Origin of the sequence: Mesorhizobium sp. LjNodule214 (assembly GCF_964252735.1) — a bacterium.
Lineage (GTDB): Bacteria > Pseudomonadota > Alphaproteobacteria > Rhizobiales > Rhizobiaceae > Mesorhizobium.
The window spans coordinates 2,632,978-2,649,226 of the sequence record NZ_CAXUPE020000001.1 but is presented as its reverse complement, the minus strand read 5'-3'; the positions used below and the strand labels follow the sequence as shown (position 1 = coordinate 2,649,226).

The 16,249-nt window shown below is 64.8% G+C and carries 19 protein-coding genes; 6 read left to right on the top strand and 13 right to left on the bottom strand.

Annotated elements, in window-relative coordinates; translation table 11 throughout:
• Positions 1 to 28: 28 nt before the first annotated feature.
• Positions 29 to 1,303: an MFS transporter gene (locus ACSQ3Z_RS12360; RefSeq protein ID WP_436171543.1), complete on the top strand. Its 1,275-nt coding sequence runs from the start codon at positions 29 to 31 to the stop codon at positions 1,301 to 1,303.
• Between the two features lie 2 nt (positions 1,304 to 1,305).
• Here ACSQ3Z_RS12360 and ribB read toward each other — a convergent pair whose 3' ends face one another.
• Positions 1,306 to 2,406 carry a 3,4-dihydroxy-2-butanone-4-phosphate synthase gene (gene ribB / locus ACSQ3Z_RS12355; RefSeq protein ID WP_436171542.1) on the bottom strand — a complete coding sequence of 367 codons (1,101 nt, stop codon included), beginning with the start codon at positions 2,404 to 2,406 and terminating at the stop codon, positions 1,306 to 1,308.
• 30 nt (positions 2,407 to 2,436) lie between these two features.
• Entirely contained in the window at positions 2,437 to 3,537 is a 1,101-nt protein-coding gene (gene aroC, locus ACSQ3Z_RS12350) for a chorismate synthase (protein ID WP_436171541.1), read from the bottom strand.
• 183 nt (positions 3,538 to 3,720) lie between these two features.
• On the opposite strand from aroC, the gene ACSQ3Z_RS12345 reads away from it, so the two are divergent.
• On the top strand, positions 3,721 to 3,975 hold the full coding sequence (locus tag ACSQ3Z_RS12345; RefSeq protein ID WP_006204310.1) for a DUF1344 domain-containing protein: 255 nt from the start codon (positions 3,721 to 3,723) through the stop codon (positions 3,973 to 3,975).
• Between the two features lie 230 nt (positions 3,976 to 4,205).
• Positions 4,206 to 4,925 carry a carbonic anhydrase gene (locus ACSQ3Z_RS12340; RefSeq protein WP_436171540.1) on the top strand — a complete coding sequence of 240 codons (720 nt, stop codon included), beginning with the start codon at positions 4,206 to 4,208 and terminating at the stop codon, positions 4,923 to 4,925.
• Between the two features lie 3 nt (positions 4,926 to 4,928).
• On the opposite strand, the gene ACSQ3Z_RS12335 is transcribed toward ACSQ3Z_RS12340, so the two are convergent.
• From ACSQ3Z_RS12335 to ACSQ3Z_RS12320, 4 genes are all read right to left on the bottom strand, one after another.
• Positions 4,929 to 5,516: a histidine phosphatase family protein gene (locus tag ACSQ3Z_RS12335; RefSeq protein WP_436171539.1), complete on the bottom strand. Its 588-nt coding sequence runs from the start codon at positions 5,514 to 5,516 to the stop codon at positions 4,929 to 4,931.
• A 117-nt stretch (positions 5,517 to 5,633) separates the two neighbouring features.
• On the bottom strand, positions 5,634 to 6,452 hold the full coding sequence (fabI, locus tag ACSQ3Z_RS12330) for an enoyl-ACP reductase FabI (RefSeq protein WP_436171538.1): 819 nt from the start codon (positions 6,450 to 6,452) through the stop codon (positions 5,634 to 5,636).
• Positions 6,453 to 6,560: 108 nt separating this feature from the next.
• Positions 6,561 to 7,490 carry a DnaJ C-terminal domain-containing protein gene (locus tag ACSQ3Z_RS12325; protein WP_436171537.1) on the bottom strand — a complete coding sequence of 310 codons (930 nt, stop codon included), beginning with the start codon at positions 7,488 to 7,490 and terminating at the stop codon, positions 6,561 to 6,563.
• A gap of 101 nt (positions 7,491 to 7,591) precedes the next feature.
• Entirely contained in the window at positions 7,592 to 8,053 is a 462-nt protein-coding gene (locus tag ACSQ3Z_RS12320) for an RT0821/Lpp0805 family surface protein (RefSeq protein WP_436171536.1), read from the bottom strand.
• A 29-nt stretch (positions 8,054 to 8,082) separates the two neighbouring features.
• Here ACSQ3Z_RS12320 and pdxH point away from each other — a divergent pair, with 29 nt between their 5' ends.
• The gene (gene pdxH, locus ACSQ3Z_RS12315) at positions 8,083 to 8,712 is read left to right on the top strand and encodes a pyridoxamine 5'-phosphate oxidase (protein ID WP_436171535.1); all 630 of its coding nucleotides are present in this window, start codon (positions 8,083 to 8,085) and stop codon (positions 8,710 to 8,712) included.
• 3 nt (positions 8,713 to 8,715) lie between these two features.
• Here pdxH and ACSQ3Z_RS12310 read toward each other — a convergent pair whose 3' ends face one another.
• From ACSQ3Z_RS12310 to ACSQ3Z_RS12280, 7 genes are all read right to left on the bottom strand, one after another.
• Positions 8,716 to 9,288, bottom strand: a complete 573-nt coding sequence (locus ACSQ3Z_RS12310) for a hypothetical protein (RefSeq protein WP_436171534.1) — start codon at positions 9,286 to 9,288, stop codon at positions 8,716 to 8,718.
• 14 nt (positions 9,289 to 9,302) lie between these two features.
• On the bottom strand, positions 9,303 to 9,881 hold the full coding sequence (locus ACSQ3Z_RS12305; RefSeq protein WP_436171533.1) for a hypothetical protein: 579 nt from the start codon (positions 9,879 to 9,881) through the stop codon (positions 9,303 to 9,305).
• On the bottom strand, positions 9,878 to 10,471 hold the full coding sequence (locus ACSQ3Z_RS12300; RefSeq protein ID WP_436171532.1) for a hypothetical protein: 594 nt from the start codon (positions 10,469 to 10,471) through the stop codon (positions 9,878 to 9,880). Before ACSQ3Z_RS12300 ends, ACSQ3Z_RS12305 begins: the two co-directional genes overlap by 4 nt.
• Entirely contained in the window at positions 10,464 to 10,700 is a 237-nt protein-coding gene (locus ACSQ3Z_RS12295; RefSeq protein ID WP_436171531.1) for a hypothetical protein, read from the bottom strand. Before ACSQ3Z_RS12295 ends, ACSQ3Z_RS12300 begins: the two co-directional genes overlap by 8 nt.
• Positions 10,675 to 11,775 (bottom strand): hypothetical protein, encoded by a 1,101-nt coding sequence (locus tag ACSQ3Z_RS12290; RefSeq protein WP_436171530.1) that lies wholly within the window; start codon positions 11,773 to 11,775, stop codon positions 10,675 to 10,677. Before ACSQ3Z_RS12290 ends, ACSQ3Z_RS12295 begins: the two co-directional genes overlap by 26 nt.
• 241 nt (positions 11,776 to 12,016) lie before the next feature.
• Positions 12,017 to 12,772: a crotonase/enoyl-CoA hydratase family protein gene (locus ACSQ3Z_RS12285; RefSeq protein ID WP_436171529.1), complete on the bottom strand. Its 756-nt coding sequence runs from the start codon at positions 12,770 to 12,772 to the stop codon at positions 12,017 to 12,019.
• Positions 12,773 to 12,805: 33 nt separating this feature from the next.
• Complete coding sequence (locus ACSQ3Z_RS12280; RefSeq protein ID WP_436171528.1) at positions 12,806 to 14,575, bottom strand: acyl-CoA dehydrogenase; 1,770 nt, start codon at positions 14,573 to 14,575, stop codon at positions 12,806 to 12,808.
• 196 nt (positions 14,576 to 14,771) lie between these two features.
• Between ACSQ3Z_RS12280 and ACSQ3Z_RS12275 the strand changes: the two genes are divergently transcribed.
• A complete protein-coding gene (locus ACSQ3Z_RS12275; protein WP_436171527.1) occupies positions 14,772 to 15,008 on the top strand; it encodes a hypothetical protein in 237 nt (78 codons plus the stop codon).
• Positions 15,009 to 15,131: 123 nt separating this feature from the next.
• Complete coding sequence (locus ACSQ3Z_RS12270) at positions 15,132 to 16,247, top strand: glycoside hydrolase family 25 protein (protein WP_436171906.1); 1,116 nt, start codon at positions 15,132 to 15,134, stop codon at positions 16,245 to 16,247.
• Positions 16,248 to 16,249 lie beyond the last annotated feature (2 nt).

Below are 16,249 nucleotides of genomic sequence, written 5' to 3'. Positions count from 1 at the left end.
GATCCTGCAATTGTCGAGGAGCCAGACCATGCAAAACCCCTATGCGGAAATCTTTCGTGCTCCCTGCACCAAAGGTTTCGCCGCGGCCGGCTTCATTGCCCGGCTGCCCATCGCCATGGCGCCGATCGGCATCGTCGCCATGCTGTCGCAGACGAATGGCGAATACTGGCTGGCTGGCGCCGTCTCCGCGACATACGCGCTGGCCAACGCCTTCGTCGCGCCGCAGATCTCGCGGCTGGTCGACCGCCTCGGCCAGACGCGGATTGTCGTGCCCACAACGATCATCTCCGTGCTCGCTTTCGTAGTGCTGATTGCGGCGGCCAACCGCCATTGGCCGATATGGACGCTGTTCGCCTCGGCGCTGCTGGCCGCCGCCATGCCCAGCATCCCTGCCATGGTGCGCGCGCGATGGACCGAGATTTTCCGCGATCGTCCGGAGCTGAACACCGCGTTCGCCTTCGAGTCGGCGGCGGACGAGCTGGTGTATATCGCCGGGGCGTCGCTGTCGGTGGGCCTGAGCGTCGCCCTGTTCCCCGAAGCGGGAATGCTGGTCAGCACATTGTTCCTCGCCTTGGGCTCGACGGCCTTCATCCTGCAGCGCTCGAGCGAGCCGCGCGTGCGTCCGGTGACTTCAGCTTCGCAAGGCTCGGCAATCCGCCTGCGGCCGGTTCAGATCATCACCTTCGCCCTGACCTTCATCGGCGCGACCTTCGCGACCACGGAGGTGAGCACCGTGGCGATCACCAAGGACCTGGGCCAGCCGGGCGCCGCCAGCCTGATCATCGGCGTCTACGCACTCGGCTCGTTCGTCCTCGGTATCGTCATCGGCGCCCTGAACCTGAGGATGCCGCTGCAGCGCCAGCTTGCAATCGCGGTCGCCGTCATTGCGCTCACTACGCTGCCGCTGCTCGTCGCCGACACGGTGCCGCTTCTGGCGCTGGCGGTCTTCGTTAGCGGCGTGGCGATCTCGCCGACCTTCATCACGGCATTCGGCCTGATCGAGCGGCGTGTGCCAGCGGCGATGCTGACCGAAGGCGTCACCTGGGTCACGACCGGCATCGGCATCGGCATGGCACTGGGTTCCTTCGCCGCCGGCGCGGTGGTGGACGCGTTCGGCGCGCAGAACGGGTTTTTCGTATCGGTGGCGGCGGGCGCAATCGCGCTGGCCACCGTGCTCATCGGCCAGCGCAGCCTGGCGGACCGGATTGCGATCTCGCCTATTGCGAAGCAGGCGTCGTTCCCGCGGAATGATCCTCGAAGCACCCGGCTTTGCGCGAGCCGGGCGCGATCCGTTGACGGTTGACCCTAGAGAATCTCGGTCTTGGCGATGTGGATGCCAAAGCCTTCGAGGCCGACATAGTGGCGTTCGCGCGAGGCGATCAGGTTGATCGAGGAAATGCCGAGATCCTTGAGAATCTGCGCGCCGAGGCCGATTTCGCGCCATTCGTTCTCGCGGCGGCGCGCCTCTTCATGGTCCTCGCGCTCGTCGCTCGCCGGGCGCTTGCGCTCCTGATGGGCGACGCCGACCGAGCCTTCGCGCAGATAGACGATGACGCCGCGCTTGCGCTCGCCCATCGCCTTCATGATGGCGTCGAGCCGATGGCTGGTGCCGAACACGTCGCTCACCACATCCTCGGAATGGAGCCGTACCGGCACCCCCTCGCCGTCACGGATGTCGCCGAAGACGATCGCCACGTGGTGCATCGAATCCCAGGGCAGCGTGTAGGTGAAAACCTGCGCCTTGCCGCCCGCCGTCTCGATGTCGGAGCAGGCGACGCGTTCGACCAGCGTTTCCTTGCGCTGGCGATAAGCGATCAGGTCGGCGACCGAGATCTGCTTCAGGCCGTGCTCCTCGGCGAAGGCCTGCACCTGCGGGCCGCGCTTGACGGTGCCGTCATCGTTGACCAGCTCGGAAATGACGCCGATCGGCGGCAGGCCGGCGAGCTTGCAGAGATCGACCGCGGCTTCGGTATGGCCCGAGCGCATCAGCACGCCGCCTTCGCGCGCGATCAGCGGAAAGATGTGCCCGGGGCGGACGAAATCGGAAGCACCGACATTGCCGTTGGCGAGGTTGCGCACGGTCAGCGTGCGGTCGTCGGCCGAGATGCCGGTCGTGGTGCCGTGCTTGAAATCGACGCTGACGGTGAAAGCCGTCGTGTGGGCGGAATCATTGTCGGCCACCATCGGTGCCAGGTTGAGACGCTTTGCCTCCTCGCGCGGCATCGGCGTGCAGACGATGCCGGACGTGTTGCGGACGATGAAGGCCATCTTCTCCGGCGTGCAGTGGACAGCGGCGACGATCAGGTCGCCCTCGTTCTCGCGCCCGTCATCGTCCATGACGACGACGATCTCGCCGCGTTCGAAGGCGCGCAGGGCTTCGACGATTTTCTTCTGGTCGTAGGGCATCGACGCTCGCTTCCGCTTGCAGGTTGAAGGTCAGACGCGCCCGGTCTGGCCGCGATGACGCAAATAGTGATCGGCGATCGCGCAGGCAACCATCGCCTCGCCGATCGGCACGGCACGGATGCCGACGCAAGGGTCGTGACGGCCCTTGGTCATGACCTCGACGTCCTTGCCGTCCTTATCGATCGACTTGCGTGGCGTCAGGATCGAGGAGGTCGGCTTCACGGCGAAACGGGCGACGATCGCCTGGCCGGTCGAGATGCCGCCAAGGATGCCGCCGGCATTGTTGGACAGGAAGACCGGCTTGCCGTCATTGCCGATGCGCATCTCGTCGGCATTCTGTTCGCCGGTGATGCGGGCGGCCTCGAAGCCGTTGCCGATCTCGACGCCCTTGACGGCGTTGATCGACATCAGGCCCGACGCGATGTCCTGGTCGAGCTTGGCGTAGATCGGCGCTCCGAGGCCAGCAGGAACACCATCGGCGACGATCTCGATCACCGCGCCGACCGAGGAGCCGGCCTTGCGGATGCCGTCTAGATACTGGGTGAAGACGGGAACGGAAGCCGGATCGGGAGTGAAGAACGGATTTTCGGCGTCGCCGATGAAGCTCCAGTTCCAGTTGGCGCGATCGATCGACTTTTCGCCCATCGAGACCAGCGCGCCGCGCACCACCATCCCGGGCACCACTTTGCGGGCGAGCGCGCCGGCCGCGACGCGCGCCGCCGTCTCGCGGGCGGAGGAGCGGCCGCCGCCGCGGTAGTCGCGCAGGCCGTATTTGACGTCATAGGTGTAGTCGGCGTGGCCCGGCCGATACTGGCGGGCGATTTCGCCATAGTCCTTGGAGCGCTGGTCGACATTCTCGATCAGCATCGACACCGGTGTGCCGGTGGTGATCATCGTCTCGCCGTCGTCGTCGAGGATGAAGCCGGAGAGAATCTTGACCTCGTCGGGTTCGCGACGCTGCGTCACAAAACGTGACTGTCCCGGCCGGCGCTTGTCGAGCTCGGCCTGGATTTCTTCACGGGCGAAGCGGATGCCGGGCGGGCAGCCGTCCACAACGCAGCCGAGGGCAGCCCCATGGCTTTCGCCCCAGGTGGTGACGCGGAACAGGTGGCCGAACGTGTTGTGAGACATGGAGAAGTGCCCTGCCCGGCGGCGGAGCCGGTTCAAGTCTGCCTTCTATTGGCGTTTTCCACAGTGGTCAAACTGTGATCTGGCGGTTTTAGTTTTGACACATTCGGTTGGTTTCTGCTCTCTTCCATCCGCCGTTGAGGATCCGCCGCTAACCATGCTGGCGCAATGATAATGAGGACGACGATGCGTACCCTGATTGGCGCTGTTGCCGCCACGCTGCTGATTTCCACTGCCGCCTTTGCCGGCCAGACCGAAGGCCTGATCAAGAAGATCGACAAGGATACGCTGACGCTGACGCTGGAAGACGGCAAGTCCTACAAGCTGAACGCCGAAACCGATCTCGATGCACTGAAGCCCGGCATGGACATCGTCCTCGCCTATGACGTGACGAATGGCGAGAATGTCGTCACCGACATGGAACTGCCGGACACCGAGTAAGATTTTACGGCGCTCCGGTGGCGGGCGCCAGCCTTTGCAAGGCGCTTGCGAAGACCTGGAACGGCCAGTTGAGCCGCCCGCCCTCTGTCATCACCCGTTTCGACTCCCGGCGCTGAGGCGCTTTGGGCTGGCACTTGCCAGCGCCGTTTCTTGGGAGCAATCTCGGTTCGCTGATTGAGCTATCAGGTGGATTTCCACCACTAGCGGAAGATCGGCGACGGGGCCGAACAATGTGCAGCGGCTGCGAGGGCAAGAGGGTCGGCCGTAGGGATTTCCTCAAGGCCGGCGCGGGGCTTGTCGCGATCGGTTTTGGCGGGGCTTCCTGGTCGGCACGTGCGGCAGAGGCTGCTGCGCCCGCGCTATCCCCCGATGAAGCGCTCGCCGCGCTGAAATCCGGCAACGAACGCTATGTCAGCCACCCGGAACTCTGCTTGATCGACCTTGCCGCGCAGCGGAGCGCCGTCGCCGCACATCAGGCGCCCTGGGCCACGATCATCAGTTGCGCCGACAGTCGCGTTCCGCCGGAGCTGATCTTCGGCGGCCATGGCATTGGAGAATTGTTCGTCGCCCGCAATGCCGGCAATCTCGTCGACACGGCGACGCTCGGCACTGTCGAATACGGTGCGGCGGTGCTCGGCTCGCCGTTGATCGTCGTCCTTGCGCACACAAGCTGCGGCGCCGTCAAGGCGGCTTGCGACGTGGTCGCCAAGAACGCGACCTATCCGGGCGCGATCGGTCCGATGATCGAACCAATCCTTCCCGCGGCGATCGCAGTGCGAGGTGAGTCGGGCGATTTCGTCGACGACACCGCCAGGGAGAGCGCGCGCAGGACCGCGACGCGCCTGTCCGTTTCGAGCAAGCTGTTGGCCGGTCTCACCCGGGACGGAAAGCTGAAGGTCGTTGCGGCGATCTATGATCTCGAAACAGGTGCGGTGACCTATATCGAATGACAGCTACAACCACTCCAGGCTCCGGCCCTGTAGTCGGAGCAGGCGATCCTGAGGCACGTCCATCCTGACCGCCTCTCGCGTGGGCATCCCCAGCACGACGCGGAACAGCGCGCGCACGACGCCGCCATGGGTCACGCAGACGGTGTCGCGATCGAGCGCTTCGAACCACGGCTTCACCCGCTCGAGCAGCATCTCGTAGCTTTCGGCGCCCTCGCCAGGCGGCTGGAAGTTCCATTTGTCGAGGCTGCGCAGCCTGGTCGAACCGGGATCCCTGGCTTCGAGCTCGGCAAAGGTGAAACCCTGCCAGTCGCCAAAGCTCAACTCGACGAGGAGCGGCTCGGTACGGTAGGCGTGCGGATCGACCTTCATGGCGGCGCGCAGGCGCTCCATCGTCTCGCGCGTGCGCCGCATCGGGCTGGCGACAAAGTCGAAATCTTCCGGATTGTGCACGAGTTCGGCCAGCTGCTTGCCGTTGCGACTCGCCTGCTCGCGGCCGAGCGCGTTGAGATCGGTGTCGGCCTGCCCCTGCAGCCTGGACTCGGCGTTCCATTGCGTCTGGCCGTGGCGCACGAAGTAGACGAGCGGGTACATCAGATCTTCCGAGGCTCGGGCCAGACTTGGACGCAAGGGGATTTCAGTCGGAAGCTAACCGTTTGTTTTTGCGCAATTCCGGACGGAAAACCGCTACACACTTTTCCTGGAATTGCTTCAGTCCTTGACGGTCGAAATATCGGGGGCGTCGACCGCCTTCATGCCGACGACATGGTAGCCTGAATCGACATGATGCACCTCGCCGGTGACGCCACGCGAGAGGTCGGACAGGAAATAGACGCCGGAATCGCCGACTTCTTCCTGGGTGACCGTCTGCTTCAGCGGTGAATTGTATTCGTTCCACTTCAGGATGTAGCGGAAGTCGCCGATGCCGGATGCGGCCAGCGTCTTGATCGGACCGGCCGAGATGGCGTTGACGCGGATCTTCTTGGCGCCGAGGTCGACGGCCAGATAGCGCACACTGGCTTCGAGCGCCGCCTTGGCAACGCCCATGACGTTGTAGTGCGGCATCACCTTTTCGGCGCCGTAATAGGTCAGCGTCAGCAGCGAACCGCCATCGGTCATCAGCGGCTCGGCGCGCTTGGCGATGGTGGTGAAGGAAAACACCGAAATGTCCATGGTGCGCAGGAAATTGTCACGCGTCGTCTCGACATAGCGGCCGGTCAACTCGTCCTTGTCGGAAAAGGCGATGGCATGGACGAGGAAGTCCAGCTTGCCCCAGTGCTTGGTGATGTCGGCGAACACCGCGTCGAGGCTTTCCGGATCGGTGACGTCGCAATGGCCGGCGACATGGGCGTTGAGTTCGGCCGCCAGCGGCTCGACGCGCTTCTTGAAGGCTTCGCCCTGATAGGTCAGCGCGATTTCGGCGCCGTGATCGACGCAGGCCTTGGCGATGCCATAGGCGATCGACCGATTGTTCGCGACGCCGAGGATCAGCCCGCGCTTGCCGGCCATAAGACCCTGTCCACCCGCCATGTGAGCACTCTCCGCAAGAATGTCTGCTTTGTGGAGAGCCCTATCGCACAGGCACAAGGCCCCATCAAGCGTTCAAAACGGACAGTTCATGGGAGAAAAGTCTCTCGATCAGCCTTTTCGACGGCGCATCAGCACTTCGAGCTCGCTGTCGCCGCCCTCAGGCAGCATCAGCCTGACATGGGCATAGAGATCGCCATGGCCACCGGTTTTTTCCGGCAGGCCCCTGCCCTTCAGCCGCAGCACCTTGTCCGAGCTCGACCATGCCGGGATATTGACCGCCAGCCGGCCGGTCGGCGTTTCGACCGCCACCTTGGCGCCTAGCACGGCATCGGCCATCGCCACCGGCAGGTCGGCATGCAGGTCGCGGCCCTCGAGACGGTAGCGCGGATGGCGGCGAAAACGGATCTTGACCAGCGCGTCGCCCGGCTGTCCCGGCCCCTGCTCGCCCTGGCCTTTCAGGCGGATGGTCTGGCCGTCCTCGACATAGGCCGGCAGCTTGACCGCCACCTTGCGGCCGTCGGGGAACATCGCCGTCACCTTCTCGGCTGTGGCCGCCTCCTCGATGGTCACATCGAGCGTCACGTTGAGGTCGGCGCCTGCCGCCGGCTGGCGGCGGTCGCCCGCACCAGGCCCGCGCGCGCCGGAGAAGGCGTCGCCGAAGATCTGGCTGAAGATGTCGCTGTTGCCGTCGAACGGATCGCCGCCCGGACGCCCCGAGCGGAACTCGAAGCGCGAGCCGCCGGCGCCCTGCTGGCGGCGGAAGCCCGCGAACGGATCGCCACCACCGGCCGCGCCCTCAAAGCCCTGGAAGCGCGGCTTGCCGTTGGCGTCGATCTCGCCGCGATCGAAAGCGGCGCGCGCCTTTTCGTCGCCAACGATCTCGTAAGCCTGGTTGGCGGCGGCAAAACGATCCTTCGCCTTGGGATCATTCGGATTCTGGTCCGGATGATGTTTTTTGGCGAGTTTGCGGTACGCCGATTTTATGTCCTTGGCCGATGCGTTCTTGGCAACGCCCAGGACCTCATAGGGGTCGCGCATGCTTCCTGCCCTGGAGAAGGAGTGAGTCCATGGTTGCCCCCTATATGCGCTTGCATAGGAAGAAATTCCAGTAGCGCAAGGAGAGAAATGGCGGTGGAAAATCAGAGCGCCTTGAAGTCCTGCATGTGCCAGCTGCCGGCGCCGGCGATACACAACTCGCCCTTGAACATCGAGACGCCGTCGAAGCTCTCGCGCGAGGCGGTGAAGCGGCGGCAGGTCTGACCCGCGTCCTTCAGCTCGACCAGTTCGGTGATCGATCCGCGCGACCCGGTGCCGGCGTTGGCCCATGGCACGGCCTGGCCGCCAAGCTGTTCGATGTCGGCGGAAGACACAGCATTGCCGATCGTTGTCTGATCCGAATCGCGGTCCTGATCGGTCGGCGTGGCGGAAGCAGGCGTGCTGCTGGTCAGGATCGAACGGTCGACCTCGGCTCTTTCCAGGCTGAAGCCGCCGGCGCCGCAAGCGGCAAGAGGCAGCGCGACCATCACGATCCAGGCCTTGGCGCTGGCCGAAGCGATAACGCCCCATTGCCTGCTGTCAAAAGCTTGCGCGATACGCAACAATCGGCAACCTCCCCAGCCATCGTGACAATTTGAGAAAAACTATGAGCGAAACTGAGTTAACAAGCGGTGACTTTACCGAGGCCGCCGAGCCATTCCGCCTTTTCGCCGCATGGCTCGACGACGCGACGAAGAGCGAGATCAACGACGCCAACGGCGTGGCGCTGGCGACCGTCGATGCCGACTGCATGCCGGATGTGCGGATGGTGCTGCTCAAGGGGTTCGATGAAGGCGGGTTTGTCTTCTACACGAATTTCGAGAGCGCCAAGGGCCGCGAGATTCTTGGCAGCATGAAGGCGGCGATGTGCTTCCACTGGAAATCGCTGCGCCGGCAGGTGCGCGTGCGCGGACCGGTGGAGATCGTCAGCGATGCCGAGGCGGATGCCTATTACGCGACACGGCCGCGCGGCAGCCGCATCGGTGCCTGGGCCTCAAAACAGTCGCGGCCGCTGGAAAGCCGCTTTGCACTGGAAAAGGCCGTCGCCGAATACACGGCGCGCTATCCGATCGGCGAGATTCCGCGCCCGAAACATTGGTCGGGTTTCCGCATCGTGCCGCAGACGATCGAGTTCTGGCACGACCGGCCGTTCCGGCTGCATGATCGCCTCGTGTTTTCGCGCAATGCCGCGGGCGGCTGGGACAAGACGCGGCTTTACCCCTGACCTTCAATCGCGCTCCAGCTGGAACAGCAGGAAATACGGCCTCTCGGTGGCGAGGCCGACCGCCGGCCGTATCGTCTTCGTCACGTCCTTCGGCACCAGGAAGGTCTCGCGCAGGTTGAGCGTATCGCCGGTCCTGGCGCCGGAGAAGATCGCCGACGTGCAGGTCTGCACGTCGCCCGGCGCCTTCAGCGTCACCGCCGATGTCGGCGACCAGCGCCGGCCCGTTGCGTCGATCAGCATGACCTTGCAGCCAAGCCAGAGTTTTTGCAGATTGGGATCGCCGACCTTTACCGAGAAGTCGGCGAGGACCGGCACGGAATCCGGCGGCAGGCTCGCCATGCCGAAGGCACCGCGCAGATCGGTCAGTTTCCAGTCGCTGCCGCCGAAATGCACGCTCTGGCCCCAGGCGACGCGGCGCGCAAACAGGTCATTGTCGGCCAGCAGCGCCTTGACGCTGTCATAGGTCTCGACGGCCAGGGTCGAAGGAATGAGCAGGAGGAGCGCCCAAAGACTGCGGCGCCGCCATTTCCACTCGCCACGCCCACCACCTTCCTCAACCAGATGCTCTGCCTTCATCGGATGCCTGTCATTCAGATCGGCTGCGTCAGATCGAGCGTGTCGACGGTTCCGGCGGGCAGACCGTCGGATACGGTGGCGACCGGCCCGAGCGATATCTCGGCCTGCGAATCGAGCGCCGACATCAGCTTCTCCGAAATCAGCAAGGTTGCGTTGCTGGCCTCGTCCGGCCGCAACTCGAAGACCAGCCTTGCCTTCTTCGGCAGGCCGGGGTCGATGGACACGGGAAGAAGCCTGTCGGCAAAGGACATCCGCTCGGTCTGGTCATAGGCAAGACCCGTCGGCCCGCGCCAGGAAGCGACCGCAACGGACGTCGATTGCGCCCGCGCCGTAAACTCCACCGTCACCACGGCCCAGACGCCACCGGTGGTCAGGACCTTGGTCTCACCGAAGCGATCCGCCTTGAGGTTCCGGGCGAATGCTACCTTTTCGGCACGCACCTCGAAGTTGCGCCCAACGATCGTCTCACCCGCCTTGCCACGCGCGGGGATCGGTCCGATCAGGTCAGCGTAATGCGGCTTCGACATTTGCAGGCCGTAGCAAGACGCCAACGCAACGATCAGCAGGACGATGTTGGCTGTCTTCCTCATCATCGTTGGATGTCCGTCGTGCCGGTCCCGGTGCCGACGGGAAGTGTCAGCGTGCCGGCCGGCGCCGGATTGAACCAGCCTGGCAGGCCGTAGAGGTTGTCGCGCTGCTTGTAGGTCTTGCGGATGACCGTCAGGTCGAGGCTCGCCGGCGGAGCCGACCCGCTCGGCAGCTCCCAGATATAGGCCATGCGCTCTGGCATGCCGGGGTGCAATTCCGGCGAGAGCGTGGAATCGCGCGTCAGCACTATGAAAGGCTTGGACGAGGGATCGACCGTGGCCTGGCTCGCCTGCAGGACATCGAAATAGTCCTTGCTGGATTTCGCCGTGCGGTTCGTCATTTCGACCTCGAAGACCAGTGCCTTGGCACCAGGCTTGAGTGGCGCCCCGTAGAGGTTCTCGCCTTCGGCGGTATAGGCCCGGAGCGGCCGCAGCAGCCACTGGCCCGTTTCGATCCGGCCGGTCGGCGCCAAGAGCTGCATCGGCTCATGCCTCGCGCCGAACGCGCCCAGCACACCGGCGAGCGCCAACGCAGCCGCGGTGCCGATGCCGGCCGCCAGCCAGGCTTTCAAGCGGGAACTGGCGTTCTCAAACATTGTCGGCCTCGACCCTGCGCTTCGGATCGGACGGTTGCGCGCCATCACCGGTCTGGCGTTTTGGCAGCGCGAATGTCGTTTCGAGGATCGCGGCGAGGAAGCAGATGCGAAGCGGCTCGACGAGGATGCCGGTCGAGCTGTCCTGGAACGGGCTGCCGAACAGCAACGAAACGCCCTCGGAAAGAACCTGCCAGGTGTCGAGATCATGCGGGCCAATGAGGCGCGTCATGCCGAGCCACGCCCAGGCCGCAAGCCAGTCGATCAGGCGAAAACCGACGATCAGCGTGACGATGAGCACGACGCCGGAGCTCAGCGTGATGCGCATGCCGTTGGCGATCGGCAGGTAGCGCGAGCGATAGCCGGAGATGAAGTGTTCGACGAAGTCGCGCAGGAATTTCGGGATGGCGCGGTAACGCTCGCCGAGACGTTCGACGCGCTGGTGCAAGCTCCTTGTCGTCGCGGACATCGTAGCCGTAGATGAGCGCGGCCAGCACCAGCCAGATCACCGGCAGCAGCATGAAGAAGAACAGGCCGACGAGCTTGGTCGTCGTGTCGATCGACGTCACCTCGACGGGAACCATTGGTTTGGCGAAGGCGCTTGCGATTGGGCTGGCCATGCCGTCCGCCGTGGCCTGCAGGACGGAAAAGATGTTGCGGCTCGAGATCCAGCCGAGGATTTCGTCCTTCCAGCGCGAGATCACGTAGAGACCGATAAAGATCCAGTTGGTCTCGCAGATCACCACGACGATCTGCCAGAAGGACCGCGCCCCGCCGCGCTTCTGCATTGTGGTGGCGAAGCGCCGGATCAGCCAGGAGATCGCAACGGAAAAGACGAGCCATCGCGAATCGAGGACATCGAGCACGTTGCCTGCGCTTTCACCGAACGGCGCCATGTCGAGCGTGACGCGCGAATATTGCCGCACCGTATCGCCTAGAAAACCCCAGGCGGCGTAGTAGGCGAAGAAGGGCAGCAGCGCGACGGTCACCATGCGTGCCAGCCGCGCGCCGCCGCCGCGCGCCTCGCCCGAGCTTTCATCGCGTGCCGCCTGTTGCGCGGCACGTGTCGCGGGCAGCGCCGGCAGCAATGTCTGGAACATGGCGACCGTGACGATGAGCTGCGTCAAGGCGACGAGCGTCAGCAACGCCAGCCCTGCCATATGGCTGAGAAAGGCGGTACGCGCGGCGACCTGCATGAACAGGTCGCCAAACACAATGCCCAGCAGCACGGTGGCGACCAATTGCGGCCAGAAGCGCCACCAGAGCCTCAACGTCAGCCCGAGCGGCTTTACGGCATCGGCAAGCATGTCGAGGCGTTCAACGCGTCAATGGGCGCCGGCAATCATTTTCGGCAGATCGCGCATTGATGGCAACGTCCTGGGTCATGTCCTCTCCACCTCGCAGGACACCCCAACCACCCACTCGTCAGATAGGGCGCGAGGCGTTGCATGTACAGGCCAAAATCACGCCATGCGCGAGTTTCCCCAGACAAGGCGCAACTCTGCCGTGCCCGCCATGATGCCAGAGCGCCGCGCGGTAATAGCTCGGTCAGCCCGCCTTCTTGCGCATCATGAAGGCTGTGAGAGCGGCGCGGGCCTCATCGGATTTCAGGCGGTCGCGGAAGTGTTCGCTTTCCACCTTGATACGAGCGACCAGGTCTTCGCGAGAGCCGCGCATCAGGTCGCGCGCGATCTTCAGCGCCTGCGGTGGCTTGGCCGCGATCTGGCCTGCCGCTTGCAGCACGGCGGCCTCCAGTGCGCCCTCCTCGACCACCTCGTAGATCAGGCCGGCGGCCTTCGCCCGCTCGGCCGAAAAGCCCTCGCCAAGGCCGAGCAGCGCGAAGGCGCCTTGGCGTCCCAGGACCTCAGGCGCAAGCAGGCTCGACCCCGCCTCCGGCACCAGGCCGAGATCGACGAATGGTGTGCGGAAGACGGTGCGCGGGGTGGCGAAGGTCAGGTCGCAATGCAAGTTGAGCGTCGTGCCGATGCCGACCGCTATGCCGTCGACGCCCGACACTATGGGCTTTTCCACTTTGGCCAGGGCCATCAGGAAATCCCAGACTTCCGTCCCGCCCTCGCCGCCGGTGGCGATGACCATGAAGTCGGCAAGATCGTTGCCGGAGGAGAAGGCGCCGGGCACGCCGAGAAAGACGTGCACGCGAACCGCCGGATCGGCATCGCCTTCGGCAAGAGCGGCCGACATTGTCGCATACATGGCGCGTGTCAGGGCATTCTTCTTGTCCGGACGGTTCATGCGGATGATCTGGACGGCGCCCTGGCGCTCGACGAGGATATGGTCTGTCACGGTCTTTTCCTTGTGAACGCCACGTTGAGAGAGTCAGGCGGAAATCAGCGCCTTGCCGGCGGCGGCAAGGCTTTCGGCGCCGCCGATGACGCGCTCCTTGAGCGCGCGCGTCTCGGCAAGCAGGTTTTCGGCAAAGAAGCGGCAGAGCGCGACGCGGGCGTGGTCGGCAAGCCCGCCCTGCGCCAGATAGGCGCCGCCGGCGGCAAGCGAGATCAGCCGGAGATAGGGCGTGGCGCCGGCCAATGCCTCGTCCGAGCATCCTTCCGCCAGCAACTTCTGCAGGAGGCGCGTCGCCTCGTCGAGATCGGCAAGCGCCTGGTCGAGATTGTCGGCGGTGCGGCCAAAGCCTGCGACGTTGGAGACACGCACCGCGTCGGCTACCGCCTTCAGTTCGCCGATATAGCGATGCACATGCTCGCCGCTGCCGAGCGGCAGCTTGCGCGCCACCAGATCGATCGCCTGGATGCCGTTGGTGCCTTCGTAGATCGGCGCGATGCGGGCGTCGCGATAGAGTGCTGCCGCGCCCGTCTCCTCGATGAAGCCCATGCCGCCATGCACCTGGACACCGAGCGAAGCGACATCGACGCCGACATCGGTGGAAAAGGCCTTGGCGAGCGGCGTCAGCAGATTGGCGCGGTCGCGCCAGTTGGCGGCGGCCTCGCCCTCGGCGACACGGGCGCGGTCGATAGCGTGCGCGCAGGAGTAGCTGATGGCTCGGGCGATCTGGGTCAGCGCCTGCATGGTCAACAGATTGCGCTGCACGTCGGGGTGATGGACGATCGGCGCCATGCCCGCGCCAGCAAAATCGGATGCCCTGCCCTGGCGGCGCTCATTGGCATAGGCGATCGCCTTCTGCGTCGCCGTCTCGGCCACCGCCACGCCCTGCATGCCGACGCAGAGCCGGGCATTGTTCATCATGGTGAACATGCAGGCGAGGCCCTTGTTCTCCTCGCCGATCAGCCAGCCGATGGCGCCGGGCTTGGCGCCCTCGAAACCGTCGCCATAGATCATGGTGCAGGTCGGCGAGGCATGGATGCCGAGCTTGTGCTCGAGGCCCGAGCAGAAAACGTCGTTGCGCGCGCCGAGCGCGCCATCGTCACCGACCAGGAATTTCGGTACCAGGAACAGCGAGATGCCGCGCGTGCCGGCCGGCGCGTCGGGCAGCCGTGCCAGCACCAGATGGATGATGTTGTCGGTAAAATCGTGCTCGCCATAGGTGATGAAGATCTTCTGGCCGAAGATGCGGTAGGTGCCGTCGCCGGCCGGCTCGGCACGGGCGCGCAGGGCGGCGAGGTCGGAACCGGCCTGCGGCTCGGTCAGGTTCATCGTGCCCATCCATTCGCCGGAGACGAGCTTTGCCAGATATTTGGCCTTGAGCGCCTCGGAGGCGTGCTTGTCGAGCGCTTCGACCGCGCCCATGGTCAGCGTCGGGCCGATGCCGAAGGCCATGGCGGCGGAGTTCCACATTTCGAGCGCGGCGACGCCGAGCATGATCGGCAGGCCCTGGCCGCCGAACTCTTCCGGTCCGGACAGCGCATTCCAGCCGCCGTCGATCCAGCGCCGGTAAAGGTCCTTCCAACCTGGCGGCGTTGTGACGGCCGCGTCCTTCAGCACCGCGCCATGCTCGTCGCCGATCTTGTAGAGCGGCGCCACTTCGTCGCTGGCGAAGCGGCCGGCCTCGGCCAGGATGGCGTCGACAAGGTCCTCGCCGAGATCGCCGAACGTGCCGGCTTCCAGCGCCGGCTTCAGGCCGGCCACGTGCTTCAGCGTGAAGGCGATGTCCTCGACCGGTGCCCGATACATGCCGCTCTCTCCTCCTCAGCTTCCGCCAGCCGACCCTAGGGCCGGCGCGGCCGCAAAAACCATTCGCCCTTCGATCCCATCTTCTTTTTACGTAAACGTCAAACTTTGTCACGCGGATTTTGCAATCGCGGCGGGGCGTATTAGAATCGGGGTCAGCCCGGCATTCGGCCGGCGACAGACCGGAACGGAAACACCCATGCTTGCCAGACCGGACGCTTACCGCTGCATCGAATGCGGGCTGCCCTACCGGGCTGCGGGGTTCTGGTATCATCATGGCAGACTGGAGAACGGCGCAGCCTACTGGTCGGATCGCGGCATATTGTGCTCGCCGCAATGCTCTCTCGCCCACCATCGCAAGCGCGCGGCCGAGGGCACGCTGCCGCAAGAGCCGGCGCCGGACCCGTTCGAGATGCAGCCGCTGATACGCCGCTGACAGTCGGCTGCCGCTACAAAAGCATTTCCTTAACCATAGCGGTTCAGGATCGATCCCTGGTCAGTGGGGACACCCTGATTGAAAACGCTGGCGCGCCCTCTTCGCCGCCTGGCACTTATCGCGATGGCGATGGTGCTGGGCACGGCAGCAAAGGCCTCGGATTTCTCCGAGCCGTGGAAGAATGCCGACCGGGCGCTGGTGATCGACGCCTACGAATACAATTCCATCGACTGGGGACAGCTTGCCACCGACAAGCGCATCGTCGGCTTCATCAACAAGGCCTCCGACGGGCTGCCGCCGCCCTATTTCTGCTCGGGCGACGAGACGGAGGTGCGGCTCTGCAAGGCGCTGTGGAAGCGCCATGCGGTGACGCGCGAACTGTTCCAGACGCGCAAGGTGGTGGCCAAGGCGCTCGGCCTGAAATGGGGCGCCTATCATCTTGCGCGTCCCGGCAATCCGGTCGAGCAGGCTAACAATTTCATCGATTTCGCCGAGCCGGCGCCGGACGAACTGATGGCCCTCGACCTCGAGGGCAACGACCCGACGCAGTGGATGTCGCTGGAGGATGCCGAGGAATTCGTGCGCCAGGTGCATCGGCGCGTCGGCCGCTTCCCGGTGCTCTACACCAACGGCAAGACCGCCCAGCACATCGCCGACAACCGCTACCAATACCGGCTCCTGTCGCGGCTGCCGCTCTGGTATGCGCGCTACAAGCCCGACATCGACGTGCATTTTCCGATGGGCAACTGGCAGGGCTACGCACTCTGGCAGTTCTCGGCGCAAGCCAATTGCGGGCGCTTCCGCTGCCCTTACCGGGTGGCGGGCACGCCGAATGATATCGACGTCAATGTCGCGCCCACGAACGCCGCCCAGTTGCGTACGCAATGGGCCTTCGGCGGGCTGATCGATGTGCCGACGGACTATCTCGCTTCGATCCCTGTGCCGGTCTCGCGCGCGGACGGGCTCGCCGGCAAATTCACCATCACCTACGCCGATGTGGCGACGCCGCCGACATTCGAGGAAATGGTCGCGGTGCTCGGAGCGCGCTGGCAAAGGTTCCGCGACGGCTTCAGCATGCCGGTGGTGAAGACGGTGCCGCGGCGTCCGCGCTTCGGCATTGCCGAGTATGTCGCCTGGAAGCGGACAGAGCAGCGTTCAACCGCGCAGCTCGAGGCCGCCTTTGCCGCAGCCGACCCTGTCAGCACCGCCTCGACCGAAATCGACCGCAGCCAGCGTTGAAG

Coding starts and splice junctions, on each gene's coding strand:
- fabI (WP_436171538.1), bottom strand. CDS start 6,452: ATGGCGGGTGGACAGGGTCTTATGGCCGGCAAGCGCGGGCTGATCCTC.
- aroC (WP_436171541.1), bottom strand. CDS start 3,537: ATGTCTCACAACACGTTCGGCCACCTGTTCCGCGTCACCACCTGGGGC.
- ACSQ3Z_RS12305 (WP_436171533.1), bottom strand. CDS start 9,881: ATGATGAGGAAGACAGCCAACATCGTCCTGCTGATCGTTGCGTTGGCG.
- ACSQ3Z_RS12275 (WP_436171527.1), top strand. CDS start 14,772: ATGCTTGCCAGACCGGACGCTTACCGCTGCATCGAATGCGGGCTGCCC.
- ACSQ3Z_RS12270 (WP_436171906.1), top strand. CDS start 15,132: ATGGCGATGGTGCTGGGCACGGCAGCAAAGGCCTCGGATTTCTCCGAG.
- ACSQ3Z_RS12345 (WP_006204310.1), top strand. CDS start 3,721: ATGCGTACCCTGATTGGCGCTGTTGCCGCCACGCTGCTGATTTCCACT.
- ACSQ3Z_RS12295 (WP_436171531.1), bottom strand. CDS start 10,700: ATGACGCGCCTCATTGGCCCGCATGATCTCGACACCTGGCAGGTTCTT.
- ACSQ3Z_RS12290 (WP_436171530.1), bottom strand. CDS start 11,775: ATGCTTGCCGATGCCGTAAAGCCGCTCGGGCTGACGTTGAGGCTCTGG.
- ACSQ3Z_RS12340 (WP_436171540.1), top strand. CDS start 4,206: ATGTGCAGCGGCTGCGAGGGCAAGAGGGTCGGCCGTAGGGATTTCCTC.
- ACSQ3Z_RS12310 (WP_436171534.1), bottom strand. CDS start 9,288: ATGAAGGCAGAGCATCTGGTTGAGGAAGGTGGTGGGCGTGGCGAGTGG.
- ACSQ3Z_RS12300 (WP_436171532.1), bottom strand. CDS start 10,471: ATGTTTGAGAACGCCAGTTCCCGCTTGAAAGCCTGGCTGGCGGCCGGC.
- ribB (WP_436171542.1), bottom strand. CDS start 2,406: ATGCCCTACGACCAGAAGAAAATCGTCGAAGCCCTGCGCGCCTTCGAA.
- ACSQ3Z_RS12280 (WP_436171528.1), bottom strand. CDS start 14,575: ATGTATCGGGCACCGGTCGAGGACATCGCCTTCACGCTGAAGCACGTG.
- ACSQ3Z_RS12325 (WP_436171537.1), bottom strand. CDS start 7,490: ATGCGCGACCCCTATGAGGTCCTGGGCGTTGCCAAGAACGCATCGGCC.
- ACSQ3Z_RS12335 (WP_436171539.1), bottom strand. CDS start 5,516: ATGTACCCGCTCGTCTACTTCGTGCGCCACGGCCAGACGCAATGGAAC.
- ACSQ3Z_RS12360 (WP_436171543.1), top strand. CDS start 29: ATGCAAAACCCCTATGCGGAAATCTTTCGTGCTCCCTGCACCAAAGGT.